Here is a 14,395-nt window from a genome sequence, read left to right as displayed (position 1 = left end):
CCGCCCGCACGTGGGCCGGGCCACCCCGGTCGGGTGGTGTGGCACCCGGTTCGGGTCACTTGCCGGGCATGAGGACCTTGTCGACGACGAAGACGGTGGCGTTGGCGGTGGGGACGTTGCCGCACAGCACGGAGGCGCCGTTGATCTTGAGGTTGTCGCCGCTTCCTTCGACGGTGAGTTCGCCGCCTTGGGCGGTGGGGAGCTTGCCGGCCTGGGCGATGCCGTCGGCGTCCATCCGCTGGGGGACGACGTGGTAGGTGAGCAGGTCGGTGAGCTGCTGCTTCTGGGCGGGGTCGGTGAGCAGGGCGTTGAGGGTGTCGGCGGGGACGGCGTCGAAGGCGGGGTCGGCGGGGGCGAAGACGGTGTAGTTGGCGTCGCCCTTGTTGAGGGTGTCGCCGAGCCCGGCGGCCTGGACGGCGGCGGTGAGCTTGGTGAGCAGGGGGTTGTTGCTCGCGGCGGTGCCGACCGTGTCGTCGATCATGCCCTGGACGGAGCCGGGGTCGTTGGGGTCGCTGGGGACCTGGGAGCAGGCGGGGCCGAAGACGTCGTCGGCGGTGGTGACGCCGTCGGCGGTGGGGGCCGGTGCGGGTGCGGGGGCGGGTTCCTGCGCGGCGGGGGTGTCGTTCTGCTGGCCTTGTCCGCAGGCGGTGAGGGCGAGGGCGAGGGCGGCGGTGGTGCCGGTGATCGCTGCGGCGCGGCGGCGGATCGTCATGTGAGGTGTTCCTCTCGGGTTTCGCCCTGGGGCGTTTTCCGTTGTCGTCGTGGGGTGTTCGGTGCTGGGTCGGGTCCGGATTGGTCGGTTGGTGATTTTTTTCTTGGGGTGGTCAGCGGGTGGTGCAGAAGACGGAGTGCCAGCCGGTGGCGCCGTCGGGGAGGACGGGGGCGCGGCGGGGGGTTTGGGTGGTGCCGTGGTGGTCGGTGGCGCGGCATTCGATGGTGTGGCCGCCGGGTGGGAGGTCGAGTTCGCAGCGCCACATCCGCCAGGTGTGGGGGTTGACCTCCGTGGACAGTCGGGCGGTGTGCCACGGTCCGCCGTCGGCGCGGACTTCGACGCGTTCGATGCCGATGGGTTGGGCCCAGGCGGTGCCGGCGATGGTGGTGCGGCCGGCGGGGATGCGGCCGAATCCGCCGGGGGTGTCGATGCGGGATTGGACCTTGATGGGGGCGAGGCGTCCCCAGCCGCGTTGGATCCAGTAGGCCTGCTTGTCGAAGGTGGTGAGTTCGAGGTCGGTGAGCCATTTGGTGGCGGAGACGTAGCCGTAGAGGCCGGGGGTGACCATGCGGACGGGGTAGCCGTGGGCGGCGGGGAGGGGTTGGCCGTTCATGCCGTAGGCGAGCAGGGCGCCGCGTTCGGGTTCGAGGAGTGCGTCGGTGGGTGTTCCGGCGGTGAATCCGTCGGTGCTGGTGCTGAAGACCTGTTCGGCTCCGGGGCGGATTCCGGCGGCGAGGAGGACGTCGCGGATGGGGACGCCGGTGAATTCGGCGGTGGAGGTGTAGGGGCCGCCGATTTCGTTGGAGACGCAGGTCATGGTGATGGTGCGGGTGGTCTGGGGGAATCGGCGCAGTGCGGTGAAGTCGAGGTCGAGTTCGCGTTCGACCATGCCGTGCACGCGCAGTCGCCAGTCGGCGAGGTCGATGCGGGGGATGCTCAGCGCGGTGTCGACTCGGTAGAAGTCGTCGTTCGGGGTGATGAAGGTGGGGGTGCCCGCGTCGGCGAAGTCGGTGCCGGGGGTCGGGGGGCCGGCGGGTGGGAGTGCGCGGGCGATGGTGCGGCGGGCGGTGTCGGTGTCGGGGCCGCCGGGCAGGAGTGCGCCGGTGGTGGCGGTGAGGCCTGCGGTGGTGGCGACGGCGGCGGAGGTGGTGAGGAAGCGGCGCCGGTCGGGGTGGGTGGTTTCGGGTGGGAGTGCGGGGTCGAGGGGTTCTTCGAGGGTGTCGTGCGGGTCGTGGGCGGGTGGCGGTGGTGGGGTCGTGGTGGTGGGTGCGGTGCGGTGCAGGGCGTGGAAGGCGGCGATGCCGGTGAGGGTGGCGACGAGGGGCGCGAGGAGGCCTGCGGTGCCGATGTCGGGGCGGGAGAGCACGGCGGCGGTGGCGAGGAGTCCGGTGGCGGCGATGAGGGCGGTGCCGGGTCGGGGGTCGCGGCGGGAGAGGAGTCCGGCGGTGGCGGCGAGGAGTGCGAGGACGAGGGCCATGCCGGTGAGCAGGGCGGTTTTGTCGGCTTGGCCGAAGGTGGTGATGGCGAAGTGCTTGACGGGTTCGGGGGTGCGGTCGATGGCGGCGTTGCCGATGGCGAGGAAGGGGGAGGAGCGGGGTTCGAGGAGTGCGGCGGTGAGGTGTCCGGTGCCGATGGCAGTGGTGGCGGCTGCGAGGCCGCACCAGGTGGCCGCGGTGGGGGTGAGCCGGGGTGGGCGGGTCGGGTGCACGTGACCGGTTCGGAGCGGTGGGCGTGGGGGATTGGTCAGGGGAGTTGGGCTTCGCGGATGGCTTCGTCGAGGCTGTCGAGCAGGACGACGCCGAGGGTGTTGGCGATGGTGCCGGTGCTGAGGTGGTTGCGGAGTTCGGTGGTGAGGCTGCGGATGCGGCGGGGGTCGGGGTGGGGGCCGCGGGTGGCGTCGAAGAGTTGCCGGGCGGTGCGTTGGACGGGGTCGTGTTCGCCGTAGCGGGCGTGGACGGTGGGGAGGGCGAGCAGGCAGATGCGGGCGACGCGGGCGATGCCGTGGAGGGAGTCGGTGGGGACGGTGGTGGGTTCGGCGGCGGGGCGTGGGCTGATGACGTGGGGTGGGGGTGGTGGTGCGGTGAGGACGGTGGTGGTGCGGGTGCGGCGCCAGGCGGGCAGGTCGCCGTCGTGTTCGCTGACGCAGATGAGTCCGGTGCCGGTGAGGCCGGCTCGGTGGGGGAGTCCGTCGGTGTGTTCGCGTCCGGTGGCGACGAGTTGGTGGTGGCGCAGGGAGTCGAGGGCTTCGGCGAGTTCGGTGTGGTCGGGGGGTGGGGTGAGGGTGCGGGCGTGCGGGCTGTGCAGGAAGGCGGCGACCTCGGGGCGGAAGTGGTCTTCGGCGTAGAGGTAGCGCAGGAATTCTCGTGCGACCGCGTCGATCCTCGGCAAGGTCGTCCCCCGGTTCCGCGGGCCGGTGTGGTGGCGCGCGCGTGCGGTGGTGCTGCGGGTGGCCGGTGGGCCGTGTCCGCGTCCCCAGTTCGGTGGCCGGTGCTGCTCCCGCGGTGGTGCGGCGGGGCGTGGCCTTGGTGCGAGGCTACGGGGGCGGGTGCGCAGATCGCAGGGTCTTTCGTCACTCACATGGCGCGCGTGATCGGTGGAAACACCTGTGTGGGCGGCGGTTATCGTCACGCGGGTCGGTGGTGGTGCGGGGTGGTGGCCGGGTGGTTGGGGTAGGTTTTCGGCCGTCAGTTCGTCGTGCGTCGGAAGGACCGCTGTGGCCCCCAGCATCGCCACCAATGATCGGGTCGAGTTCCCGGAGCTGTTGGAGTTCGTGCGTCCGCGTCATCGTGCGTTGCTGGTGACGGAGCGGGCGTCGGGTCGTCCGCAGATCTCGCCGGTGACGTGCGGGGTGGACGGGCAGGGGCGGATCGTGGTGTCGACGTATCCGGAGCGGGCGAAGGCGGTGAACGTGCGCCGGTCGGGCCGGGTGTCGGTGTGCGTGCTCTCGGATGAGTTCAACGGTCCGTGGGTGCAGGTGGACGGTTCGGCGGAGGTGGTGGATCCGCCGGAGAGCGTGGAGCCGCTGGTGGAGTACTTCCGGTGCATCTCGGGTGAGCATCCGGATTGGGACGAGTACCGGGAGGCGATGCGCAAGCAGGGCAAGTCGCTGATCCGGGTGTCGATCGAGTCGTGGGGTCCGATCGCGACGGGTGGTTTTCCGGCGCGGTTGGCGGAGTGAGCCGGTTCCGGACGTGAGTGACGCCCAGGGCTTGCTGGGGGTCCAAGCCCTGGGCGTCCTTCGCCGCACGAGGGGGAGGTGCGGCGGCGATCATCATCGTAACTCATCGCATCGGCTCGGTCACCCTCCGTGCTGACTTTTTTCGGGTGCCGGTGGGTCAGGAGGTTCCGGCGCCGGTTTCGAGGGCGGGCCTGATCTGGAAGGTGAGCTGGTCGCCGGAGGTGTCGACTTCGACGCGTTGTCCTTCGCCGAGCTTGCCTTCGAGGAGCAGTTCGGAGATGGAGTCGTCGACTTCGCGTTGGATGGTGCGCCGCAGCGGGCGGGCGCCGTAGTCGGGTTGGTGGCCGTGTTCGGTGATCCAGTCGACGGCGGCGTTGCTGAAGTCGACTTCGATGTCCTGGGTGCCGAGGCGTTCGCGGGTGTCGCCGAGCAGCAGTTCGGTGATGCGGTGCAGCTGGTCGGTTTCGAGCCTGCGGAACATGACGACTTCGTCGATGCGGTTGAGAAATTCGGGCCGGAACGCGTCGCGGAGTCGTGCCATGAGGCGGTCGCGGGCGGGTTCGTCGGCTTGTTCCTGGCCGCGGCTGGAGAAGCCGAGGACTCCGGAGCGTTGCGAGATGATGTCGGAGCCGAGGTTGCTGGTCATGATCAGCACGGTGTTGCTGAAGTCGACGGTGCGGCCTTGGCCGTCGGTGAGGCGGCCGTCGTCGAGGACTTGCAGCAGGGTGTTGAACACGTCGGGGTGGGCCTTCTCGATCTCGTCGAGGAGGATGACCGAGTAGGGGCGGCGGCGGACGGCTTCGGTGAGCTGGCCGGCTTCGCCGTAGCCGACGTAGCCGGGTGGGGAGCCGACCATGCGGCTGGCGGTGTGGGCTTCTTGGAATTCGCTCATGTCCAGGCGGACCATGCGGTCCTGGTCGCCGAAGAGGGATTCGGCCAGCGCCCGGGCGAGTTCGGTCTTGCCGACGCCGGTGGGTCCGAGGAACAGGAAGGTGCCGACGGGCCGGTTGGGGTCGCCCATGCCGGTGCGGGAGCGGCGGACGGCGCGGGCGATGGCGTGGACGGCTTCGTCCTGGCCGACGACGCGCTTGTGCAGTTGTTCTTCGAGGTTGAGCAGGCGGGTCTTCTCCTGCTCGGTGAGTTGGGTGGCGGGGATGCCGGTGGCGCGGGAGACGACGTCGGCGATCTCTTCGCGGCCGACGACGGGGATGCCGCCGCCGCCTTGGCGTTGGGACCGGATCCGTTCGCGGACCGCGACGATCTCGTCGCGGAGGTTGGCGGCGCGTTCGTAGTCCTCTTCGGCGATGGCTTGGGCCTTGTCGCGGCTGAGTTCGTCGTTGCGCTGTTCGAGTTCGCGCAGGTCGGTGTCGGGTGTTCCGGTGCGCAGCCGTTTGCGGGCGCCTGCCTGGTCGATGAGGTCGATGGCCTTGTCGGGCAGGAACCGGTCGGTGATGTAGCGGTCGGCGAGTTCGGCGGCGGCGCGGATGGCGTCGTCGTGGAACCGGACCTGGTGGTGGGCTTCGTAGCGGTCTCGGAGGCCGCAGAGGATGCGTTCGGTGTCGGCGACGCTGGGTTCGTCGACGGTGATGGGCTGGAAGCGGCGTTCCAGCGCGGCGTCCTTCTCGATGTTGGTGCGGTATTCGTCGAGGGTGGTGGCGCCGACGACGTGCAGTTCGCCGCGGGCGAGCTTGGGTTTGAGCATGTTGCCCGCGTCGACGGCGCCGTCGGAGCCGCCTGCGCCGACGACGGTGTGCAGCTCGTCGATGAAGATGATCAGCCGGTCGCGGTTCTTGCTGATCTCGTCGAGGAGTTTGTTCATGCGTTCTTCGAAGTCGCCGCGGTAGCGGGTGCCTGCGACGACGCCGGAGAGGTCGAGTTGCACGACGCGCTTGTCCTGGAGCACGTCGGGCACTTGGCCGTCGACGACGCGTTGGGCGAGGCCTTCGACGACGGAGGTCTTGCCGACGCCGGCTTCGCCGATGAGCACCGGGTTGTTCTTGGTGCGGCGGGAGAGCACTTCAATGGTCTGCTCGATCTCCTCGTCGCGGCCGATGACGGGGTCGAGGCCGCCGTCGCGGGCCTTGGTGGTGAGGTCCTGGCCGAACTGCTCCAGGGTGGGGGTGCTGCTGGTCTCGGCGGTGTCGGGCCGCGGCTGCGCCGGATCGGCGGGGCCTGCCTGCAGCGATTCGAGGGTGACGTGGGCCGCGGCGAGGATGCGCCCGGCCTGCGATTCGGGGTTGGCGGCCAGCGCGAGCAGCAGGTGGTCGGGGCCGATGTAGGAGGCGCCGACGGCGCGGGCGATCTGGTGCGATTCGAGCAGGGTGCGCTTGGCCGCGGGGGTCAGCGCGGGTGGTTGTTCGACGGCGTCGCCGGTGGGCAGCTGCTGTTCGATGCGCTGGGCGAGCGGGTCGGGGTCGGCTCCGGCGCGTTCCAGCATGGCGCGGGTGGTTTCGGAGCGGGTGGCCGCCCACAGCAGGTGGTGGGTGTCGAGGTCGCGGCCGCCGTGTTCGACGGTGAGGCGGGCGGCGTTGGCCACCAGGTCTTGGGCGTGCCTGCTCATCAGGCGGGTGAGGTCGACCCGTTGGGGCTGGTTCGGGCCGTCGCCACCGGAGAGGTAGCGGGCCAGGAAGTCGTCGAAGGGGCTCGAACCGAACCCTCCGGAGCCGAAGAAGCCGGTCATGGTCACCTCTCTCGTCCGTGAAACTCCTCGTTGTCTTCCCGCGGGTCTCGTCGGCTCAAACACGCGTGCGCGGTGGTGGCATTCCGCGGTATGCGGCTCGTCACGGAGCGGCGGGGGTGGGTGGGGGTCACAGCGGGTGCGGGTCGGTGTGCAGGTCGGCGAGCAGGTCGCCGTGGTCGTCGACGCGTTCGAGGACGTCGTCGGCGGTGTAGCGCAGCTGGTCGGGTTCGCGGCAGGCGCGGACTTCGTCCCAGGTGAGGGGGGTGGAGGCGGTGGGGTGGTCGCGGGCGCGCAGCGAGTAGGGGGCGATGGTGGTCTTGGCGGGGTTGTTCTGGCTCCAGTCGAGGAAGACCTTGCCGGTGCGGGCGGCGCGGTTCATCTTCGCCAGCAGCGCGTCGGGGTGTTCGGCGGCGAGTTCGTGGGCGAGCCGCTTGGCGTAGGCGGAGGTGCGGTCGGGGCGTTCGGTGCGCACCGGGCAGTACAGCTGCATGCCTTTGGCGCCGCTGGTCTTCGGGTAGGCGCGCAGTCCGTCGGCGCGCAGCCGTTCGTGCAGGATTTCGGCGGCGCGGCAGCATTCGACGATGGTGGCGGGTGGCCCTGGGTCGAGGTCGAACACGAGCAGGTCGGGGGTGTTGCGGGTGTCGTGTTCGCCGACGGTCCACTGGGGGACGTGGAGTTCGAGGGCTGCGAGGTTCGCGGTCCACACCAGGGTGGGCAGGGCGTCGATGAGCACGTGGTGGTTGACGGCGCGGCCGGTGCCGTCGGCGCCGCTGACCAGGCGGGCGGTGGGGACCCAGTCGGGGGCGTGGCGGGAGACGTCCTTCTCGTAGAACGAGCCGGAGTCGACGCCGTCGGGGTAGCGGATGAGGGTGGTGGCGCGGCCGCGCAGGTGCGGCAGCAGCACGGGGGCGATGCGCCGGTAGTAGTCGATGACGTCGCGTTTGCGGAACCCGCAGGCGGGGTAGAGCACCTTGTCCAGGTTGGACAGGGTCAGTTCGCGGTCCTGCACTCGCACGGTCACGCGTCCCACGGTGGTGCTCCGGTCAGGACGCGGCGCGCGAGCCGTGGGTGGCGTCGCGGACGGCGTCTTCGAGTTCGGCGCGGTTCATCTTGGAGCGGCCGCGGACGCCGAGTTCCTTGGCGCGCTTGTCGAGTTCGCCCTTGGTGAGTTCGCCGAGTTCGTCTCCGCGCCCGCCGCGTCGGCTGCTGCTGCGGGTGCCGCGGGCGTGTTCGACGCTGCGGCGGAGCGCGTCGGTGAGGTCGATGACGTCGGTGTCGGCGGCGGGTTCGGCCTCGGCGGCGGGTTCGACGCCGCGGGCCTTGTCGGCGAGGAGTTGTTCGACGCGGTCGGTGTAGGTGTCCTCGTAGTCCTCGGGGTGCCATTCGCCGGTCATGGATTCGATGACGGTCTCGGCCATTTCCAGTTCCTTGTCGGAGGGTGCCGAGCCTGCGGTGTCGCCGATGATCTGGGCGGGGTCGCGGATCTCGTCGGCGAAGAACAGCGTGTTGAGGGCGAGCGCGGCGTCGTCGGCGCGCACGGCGGTGAGGTATTCCTTGCCGCGCAGCACGAAGGTGGCGATGCCGACCTGGTTGGTCTGCTCCATGGCGCGGCGCAGCAGGTCGTAGGGCCGGTGGTTCTCCTTGGCGTTGGGTGCGAGCCAGTAGGTGCGTTGGAAGTGCACCGGGTCGATCTCGTCGAGGTCGACGAAGGAGGTGATGTCGATGGTGCGGGAGCGGCCGGGGGCGATCTCGTCGAGCTCTTCCTGGTCGACGGTGATCAGGGTGCCCTCGACTTCGCGGCCTTTGACGATGTCGCCGTAGTCGACCTCGTCGCCGGTGCGTTCGTTGACGCGCTTGTAGCGGACGCGGTCGGTGGTGCCGCGTTGGTACTGGTGGAAGGAGGGGCTGTGGTCCTCGGTGGCGGCGTAGAGGCCGACCGGGATGGTCACCAGGCCGAAGTTGATGGAGCCGGTCCAGATCTTGCGTGCCATGACGTGCCTCCCTCGCTGCCGGGCGACCCGGCCCGTCATGTCCCCACGATGCGCCGCGCTTGGGCTGATCGCACGGTCCGCGGTGTTCAGCGCAGCCGGTGGGTGCCGTCGGGGAGGCGTTCGGTGCGGCCGTCGCGGGCGAGCAGTTCCAGCAGGGGCAGGGCGACGCGGCGGGTGGTGCGCAGGGCGCGGCGGGCGTCGGCGGGGGTGAACGGCTGGGGCAGGGTGGCGAGCACGTCGCAGGCGTGCTGGTCGGCGCCCGCGGCGAGCACGATGCCGGGGGCCAGGCGCAGGAGTTCTCCGGCGCGGGCGGCGGCGGCGAGGGCGGCGGGGCCGAGGCCGAGGTCGTGGAGTTCGTCGGCGGTGGGGGCGGTGAACGGGTCGGCGCGCAGGGTGTCGTGCAGGGCGTGCAGCGCGGCGGCGACTTCGGGGGGCCAGGGTGCGGTGCCCAGGCGCAGCCTGCCGTCGGCGCGGTGCACGTCGCGGGCGGTGGGGGTGCGCAGGAGTGGTTCCAGCAGTGCCGGGTCGGGCAGGTCGAGGGCGCGGCGGGCGGCTTCGAGGCTCATGCCGGCGTCGAGCGGGTGCTGGTGGCGGTGTTCGTGCAGCAGGTGCACGAGGTGCGCGGCGAGGGTGTCGCGGTGGGCCGGGTCGAGCAGCCAGCCTGCGGCGGTGGGTGCGTCGGCGGGGGGTTCGGCGCCCATGGCGCGCAGCTCGTGGTGGCGGATGAGCTTGCGGCGCCGGAGTTCGGCGGCCCCGTCGGGTGCGGTGGTGCCGTCGGGTCGGGTGGGGATGCTGTCGAGTTCGCGGGCGCGGTCGCGGGCGGCGCCGCGGCGGTGCAGGGGGCGGGGGCGCACGTCGAGCAGGTCGGCGCCGTGGATGTGGTGGCCGCCGGGGTCGCGCAGCAGCACCCGGTCGCCGATGCGCACCGGTAGTGGTGCGGCCAGGGACAGCCGGGCGGTGCGGGTGCCGAGGGGGCGGATGCGGACGGGTACGGCGGCGGAGCCGAGGTGCAGCACGAGGTGGCGGGGCAGGTCGGCGGCGGTGGTTTCGGGCAGGCGCACGTCGACGAGGTCGCTGCGGTGTCCGCCGTGCTCGGTGAGCAGGGCGTGCCCGCGGCGGACCTGCCGGTGCGGGATGCCGCGCAGGTTGACCGCGACCCGGGCGGTGGCGGTGACGTGGGTGCGGGGTTCGCCGAGGGTGTGCAGGCCGCGGACCACGACGTCCTGGTCGGCGGGGTGCAGGCGCAGCCGGTCGCCGGTGCGCAGGGTGCCTGCGGTGAGGGTGCCGGTGACGACGGTGCCTGCGCCGCGGATGGTGAAGGCCCGGTCGATCCACAGCCGCACGGGTCCGGTGGTGTCGGGGGTGGGCAGGGAGTCGGTGAGCTCGGCCAGGGCGGTGCGCAGCGCGGGCAGGCCGGCGCCGGTGCGGCCGCTGACTTGCACGACCGGTGGGTCGGCGAGGGTGGTTGCGGCCAGGTTCTGCAGGGCTCGGGTTTCGGCGTCGGTGGGGTCGGCGAGGTCGGTGCGGGTGATGGCGAGCAGGGCGTGGCGCACGCCGAGGGCGTGCAGCGCGGCGAGGTGTTCGTCGGATTGCGGTTGCCAGCCTTCGTCGGCGGCGACGACGAACAGGGCGGCGGGGGCGGTGCCTGCGCCGGCGAGCATGTTGGGCACGAACCGTTCGTGGCCGGGTACGTCGATGAACGCCAGCGTGCGGGTGCCGAGGGTGGTCCAGGCGAAGCCGAGGTCGATGGTCATGCCGCGGTCGCGTTCTTGTTCCCACCGGTCGGGTTCCATGCCGGTGAGCTGCCGCAGCAGGGTGGTCTTGCCGTGGTCGACGTGCCCGGCGGTGGCGATCACGTGCATCGGTCGGCCGCCGCGGTGGTGTCGATGAGGGTGTGGTCGTCGGTGGGGGCGACGGCGAGCAGGTCGAGCAGGCAGCGGTCCTGTTCGACGCGTCCGAGCACGGGGGTGGGGGCGGTGCGCAGGGCGGTGGCGAACCGGGCGGGCAGGGTGATCGCGGCGCTGGGCAGTTCGACGCCGGGGGCTCCGCCGCCGCCGACGGTGGCGGTGCTGTCGTGGGCGTCGGCGTCGATGCCGCGGTCGCGCAGGGCGGCGGCGATGCGGCGGGCGCGGTCGAGGAGTTCGGCGGGGGTGCGGGCGAGGGCGCGGGCGGTGGGGGTGGCGGGACCGCGGACGGTGGCTTCGAGGGCGGCGAGGGTGAGCTTGTCGACGCGCAGTGCACGGGCCAGCGGGTGCCGTCGCAGCCGGGTGATCAGGTCGGTGGTGCCGAGCAGCAGGCCGGCTTGGGGGCCGCCGAGGAGTTTGTCGCCGCTGGCGGTGACGAGGTCGGCTCCGGCGGCGAGGGTGCGTTGCGCGTCGGGTTCGGCGGGCAGCTTGGGGTGCGGGTGCAGCAGGCCGGAGCCGATGTCGGCGACGACGGGTGCGGGCAGGGTGCGGAGTTCGGCGACGGTCACGTGGGAGGTGAAGCCGGTGATGCGGAAGTTCGAGGGGTGGACCTTGAGCACGAAGCCGGTGTCGGGTCCGAGGGCGTCCTGGTAGTCGGCGAGGTGGACCCGGTTGGTGGTGCCGACTTCGCGCAGTCGCGCGCCGGTGGCGGTGAGCAGGTCGGGGATGCGGAATCCGTCGCCGATCTCGACGAGTTCGCCGCGGGCGAGCACGATCTCGCGGCCCGCGGCGAGGGCGGTGGCCGCGAGGGAGAGGGCGGCGGCTCCGTTGTTGACGACGTGGGCGTCTTCGGCGGCGGGTACGGCGTCGATCAGGGCGTCGCGCGTGCCGCGGCCACGGGGGCCACGTCGTCCGGTGGTGAGGTCGAGTTCGACGTCGCTGGTGCCCGCGGTGGCGCGCACCGCGTCGATGGCGGCGTCGGAGAGGGGGGCGCGGCCGAGGTTGGTGTGCAGCAGCACTCCGCTGGCGTTGATGACCCGGCGCATGCCGCAGGCGGTGTCGGGGAGTGCGGCGCGGGCGGCGGCGGCGACCTGCTCGGGTGGCAGGTGGCCGTGGCGGGCCTGCTGCTGGGCGTCGTGCACGGCGCGGCGCACCACGTCGTGGCCGAGCCGGTCGGCGGCGCCGTGCAGCAGGGGGTCGGCCAGCACCCGGTCCGTGGCGGGGATCCGGCGGCGCGCGTCCATGCGGCGCAGCCTAGGAGCCCGGCGGGGGTCGTGCTGCGCGCGATCGCGTGATCAGGAGTGTTCGCCGCGCCAGGTGGCGCGGTAGCGGGCGGCGGCGTCGGCGTCCAGCTGGGAGCGCACCGCGGAGGCGTGGCCGGGTGGGAAGCCGTGGCGGGCGAGGCGGGCGTCGACGCTCTCCACCGAGCTGGTCAGCACGATCCGCAGCACCACCAGCACGCCGAGCAGCACGGAGCCCAGTGCGATCGGCCAGGATCCACCGGCCCACCACAGCACGCCGAACAGCAGCGCGATCAGCGGGAGCACGTGCAGCAGGCCGCGCAGGCAGACCCGCAGCACCCAGGTGGAGCAGGTCGCGTCGCGCAGCACCCAGTCGCGGTAGGTGGGGGGCAGCGTGCCGCCGTACTGGTAGTACAGCCAGCGCACCGGTCCGGGCCGCTCGATCGCCACGGCGGGCAGTGTAGTCGGCGTGCGGTGCTGGGCCGGTGGGCGCTGGGCCGGTGGCGGAGGCGGACGGGAATCGAACCCGCCTGGCCGAGGTGCTCGGCCACGTCGGTGTTGAAGACCGCGGGGGCCACCAGGCGCCCTGACGCCTCCTCTGCCCGTCGTGCGGGCGGCGCCCAACCTACGCCGGGCGGGTGGGGCGCGCTGCCCGGGGCCCGCTGCCCAGGGTGGGGTCGGTGCGCGGGGTCAGTGTTCGCGGTCGGGGGTGCGCAGGTAGGCGAGTCCCATTTCGGCGAGTTCGTCGGCGTAGCGGCGCATCGTGGGTTCGTCGGCGGGCCGGTCGGGGCGCACCGAGTTGTGGAAGCAGGCGCCCAGCAGGGCGCGGGCGACGGCGTCGAGGGCGGCGCCGGGGTCGTCGCGGCGGATGTCGCCGGTGTGCGGGGTGGCGGCGTCGATCAGCAGCCGGTGCACTTCGGTGATGGTGCGGGCGCCGCGGTCGAGGACGTCGATCTCGTGGGCGCGCAGCAGGTAGGGGAACAGCGATCGGGTCGAGGTGAACGAGCGCAGCAGCGCGTCGGTGTAGGCGTGCAGGACGCCGGGCAGGGTGGGTTCGGCGGTGCGCAGCGCGTCGGCGAGGTCGGTTTCGCGCTGGTGCAGCATCCGGTCGGTGAGGGCGGCGAGGAGTTGGTCCTTGCCGTCGAAGCGGCGGTAGATGGAGCCGACGGACACTCCGGCGCGTTCGGCGACGCCGGTGATCGTAAGTTGTTCGAGGCCGATGTCGAAGGCGAGTTCTTCGGCGGCTTCCAGGACGCGGGCCAGGGTGGCGGCGCTGCGGGCTTGGCGGGGTTGCCGGTAGTGCGCCTGGGGGTCCGGCTCGTCGGTCATGGCCCGCATCGTATCGGCGGTGATCGGGCCGGTTCGTCCTTGACGGGTGGCGCCCACCGCCCGCTATATTCGAGAACGAGAATTCACGTTCGCATTTGGAGGTTCGTCATGCCGACCCCCGAGGACGAGGGCACCGCGCTGCTGCACGCCATCCGGGCGCACCGCCCGCGGCTCGCCGAAGGCGGATTCGCCGCCGACCGCGACAACGCCGACCCCACCGGCAACCTCGCGCTGCTCGCCGAACTCGGCACCGCCCGGCTCGTCGTGCCCGCCGCCCACGGCGGGCTCTGGGACGGCACCGAACGCGGCGGCTGGGGCACCCTCATCCGCGCCGTCCGCGAGATCAGCGCCGGCGACGGGCCCACCGGGCAGAACTGGCTCACCACCGCCCTGGTCGCCCGCGAACTGTTCGGCCCCGGCAACGGACTGCCGCGCGGCACCCGGGAGGAGCTGGCGCACCGGGTGCTGCACGACGGGCTGCGGTTCGTCTCCTCCGTCGCCGAAACCGGGACCACCGGCACGGTCACCGCCCGCCGCGTCGACGGGGGAGTGCTGGTCACCGGCACCAAGACCTTCAACTCCAACAGCGGCGGTGGCGGGGCCGCGCTCGTGCGCTGCCTGCTCGACGGTGCCCCGCACCAAGCGCTGGTCGACCTCGACGACCCGCGGATCGAAGCCCACGACGACTGGGACAACATGGGCCAGCGCGGCACCCGCAGCCGCACCCTCACCTACCGGGACGTCTTCGCCCCCGACGGCCACCACCGGCCCGCCCCGGCCACGCCCTCCCCGGTGTTCCTCGGCGCGGTGATGCTGCTGCACGCGGCGCTGCTGCAAGGCATCGGCGAAGGCGCCCTCGATGCCCTGCTCGGGCACGCCCGCACCATGACCCGCGGCTCGCTGCCCCGCTTCTCGGGACCCGCCGACGACCCGCTGGTGCTGCGCCGCATCGGCGCCACCTCCAGCAGGCTCGCCGCCTCCCGCGCCCTGCTGCACACCGCCGCCGACCGGCTCGAAACCGGCGCCGAGGACACCGACGAGACCACCGTCGACTGCTTCCGCGCCAAGGTCGCCGCCGTCGAGGCCTCCCTCGAGACCGCCGCCGAGATCCACGAGATCACCGGCGCCCGCAGCACCTCCCACGCCCACCGCTACGACCGGTTCTGGCGCAACGCCCGCACCTTCGCCTCCCACGACCCCGTCGACGCCAAGAACGTCTACATCGGCCGCCACGAGCTCACCGGCACCGTCGCCGAACCGTCCAGCGTCATCCGGTTCTGACCGCACCCGGCGGCGCCCGGTGGTCCCGCCCGCGCCGCCGCCGGGGCCACCGACGTGCGCAACTGCGCCGAGCCGCGCC

12 protein-coding genes and 1 tRNA gene are annotated in these 14,395 nt (G+C 72.4%); 2 read left to right on the top strand and 11 right to left on the bottom strand.

The window, feature by feature from the left end:
• Positions 1-55: 55 nt before the first annotated feature.
• The 3 genes from H1226_RS13970 to H1226_RS13960 form a co-directional block, all read right to left on the bottom strand.
• Complete coding sequence (locus H1226_RS13970; RefSeq protein WP_258341101.1) at positions 56-712, bottom strand: fasciclin domain-containing protein; 657 nt, start codon at positions 710-712, stop codon at positions 56-58.
• A 112-nt stretch (positions 713-824) separates the two neighbouring features.
• Positions 825-2,420 carry a molybdopterin-dependent oxidoreductase gene (locus H1226_RS13965; RefSeq protein WP_258341099.1) on the bottom strand — a complete coding sequence of 532 codons (1,596 nt, stop codon included), beginning with the start codon at positions 2,418-2,420 and terminating at the stop codon, positions 825-827.
• A gap of 35 nt (positions 2,421-2,455) precedes the next feature.
• Positions 2,456-3,100 (bottom strand): hypothetical protein, encoded by a 645-nt coding sequence (locus H1226_RS13960; RefSeq protein ID WP_258341098.1) that lies wholly within the window; start codon positions 3,098-3,100, stop codon positions 2,456-2,458.
• Positions 3,101-3,425: 325 nt separating this feature from the next.
• Here H1226_RS13960 and H1226_RS13955 point away from each other — a divergent pair, with 325 nt between their 5' ends.
• The gene (locus tag H1226_RS13955) at positions 3,426-3,890 is read left to right on the top strand and encodes a PPOX class F420-dependent oxidoreductase (protein ID WP_224963251.1); all 465 of its coding nucleotides are present in this window, start codon (positions 3,426-3,428) and stop codon (positions 3,888-3,890) included.
• 157 nt (positions 3,891-4,047) lie between these two features.
• On the opposite strand, the gene H1226_RS13950 is transcribed toward H1226_RS13955, so the two are convergent.
• The 8 genes from H1226_RS13950 to H1226_RS13915 all read right to left on the bottom strand — a co-directional run bounded on the left by H1226_RS13950 (position 4,048) and on the right by H1226_RS13915 (position 13,035).
• Positions 4,048-6,570 (bottom strand): ATP-dependent Clp protease ATP-binding subunit, encoded by a 2,523-nt coding sequence (locus H1226_RS13950; protein ID WP_224963254.1) that lies wholly within the window; start codon positions 6,568-6,570, stop codon positions 4,048-4,050.
• A 127-nt stretch (positions 6,571-6,697) separates the two neighbouring features.
• On the bottom strand, positions 6,698-7,600 hold the full coding sequence (gene ligD, locus H1226_RS13945; protein WP_258341097.1) for a non-homologous end-joining DNA ligase: 903 nt from the start codon (positions 7,598-7,600) through the stop codon (positions 6,698-6,700).
• A gap of 13 nt (positions 7,601-7,613) precedes the next feature.
• The gene (gene ku / locus H1226_RS13940) at positions 7,614-8,561 is read right to left on the bottom strand and encodes a non-homologous end joining protein Ku (RefSeq protein ID WP_224963300.1); all 948 of its coding nucleotides are present in this window, start codon (positions 8,559-8,561) and stop codon (positions 7,614-7,616) included.
• A gap of 86 nt (positions 8,562-8,647) precedes the next feature.
• Positions 8,648-10,423 carry a selenocysteine-specific translation elongation factor gene (gene selB, locus H1226_RS13935; RefSeq protein ID WP_258341096.1) on the bottom strand — a complete coding sequence of 592 codons (1,776 nt, stop codon included), beginning with the start codon at positions 10,421-10,423 and terminating at the stop codon, positions 8,648-8,650.
• Positions 10,414-11,709, bottom strand: a complete 1,296-nt coding sequence (selA, locus tag H1226_RS13930) for an L-seryl-tRNA(Sec) selenium transferase (protein WP_258341095.1) — start codon at positions 11,707-11,709, stop codon at positions 10,414-10,416. The genes selB and selA overlap by 10 nt, the downstream gene beginning before the upstream one ends.
• Positions 11,710-11,760: 51 nt before the next feature.
• Positions 11,761-12,156, bottom strand: a complete 396-nt coding sequence (locus H1226_RS13925; protein ID WP_224969086.1) for a DUF5313 family protein — start codon at positions 12,154-12,156, stop codon at positions 11,761-11,763.
• Between the two features lie 51 nt (positions 12,157-12,207).
• Positions 12,208-12,303: transfer RNA gene (locus H1226_RS13920), tRNA-Sec, on the bottom strand.
• 93 nt (positions 12,304-12,396) lie between these two features.
• Complete coding sequence (locus tag H1226_RS13915; RefSeq protein ID WP_258341094.1) at positions 12,397-13,035, bottom strand: TetR/AcrR family transcriptional regulator; 639 nt, start codon at positions 13,033-13,035, stop codon at positions 12,397-12,399.
• A 108-nt stretch (positions 13,036-13,143) separates the two neighbouring features.
• Here H1226_RS13915 and H1226_RS13910 point away from each other — a divergent pair, with 108 nt between their 5' ends.
• Entirely contained in the window at positions 13,144-14,316 is a 1,173-nt protein-coding gene (locus H1226_RS13910) for an acyl-CoA dehydrogenase family protein (protein WP_258341093.1), read from the top strand.
• The last annotated feature ends 79 nt before the right edge of the window (positions 14,317-14,395 follow it).

It is taken from the genome of Saccharopolyspora gregorii (assembly GCF_024734405.1).
Taxonomy (GTDB): domain Bacteria; phylum Actinomycetota; class Actinomycetes; order Mycobacteriales; family Pseudonocardiaceae; genus Saccharopolyspora_C; species Saccharopolyspora_C gregorii.
The sequence above is the reverse complement of the archived record's forward strand: the minus strand, read 5'-3'. Positions and strand labels throughout refer to the sequence as shown.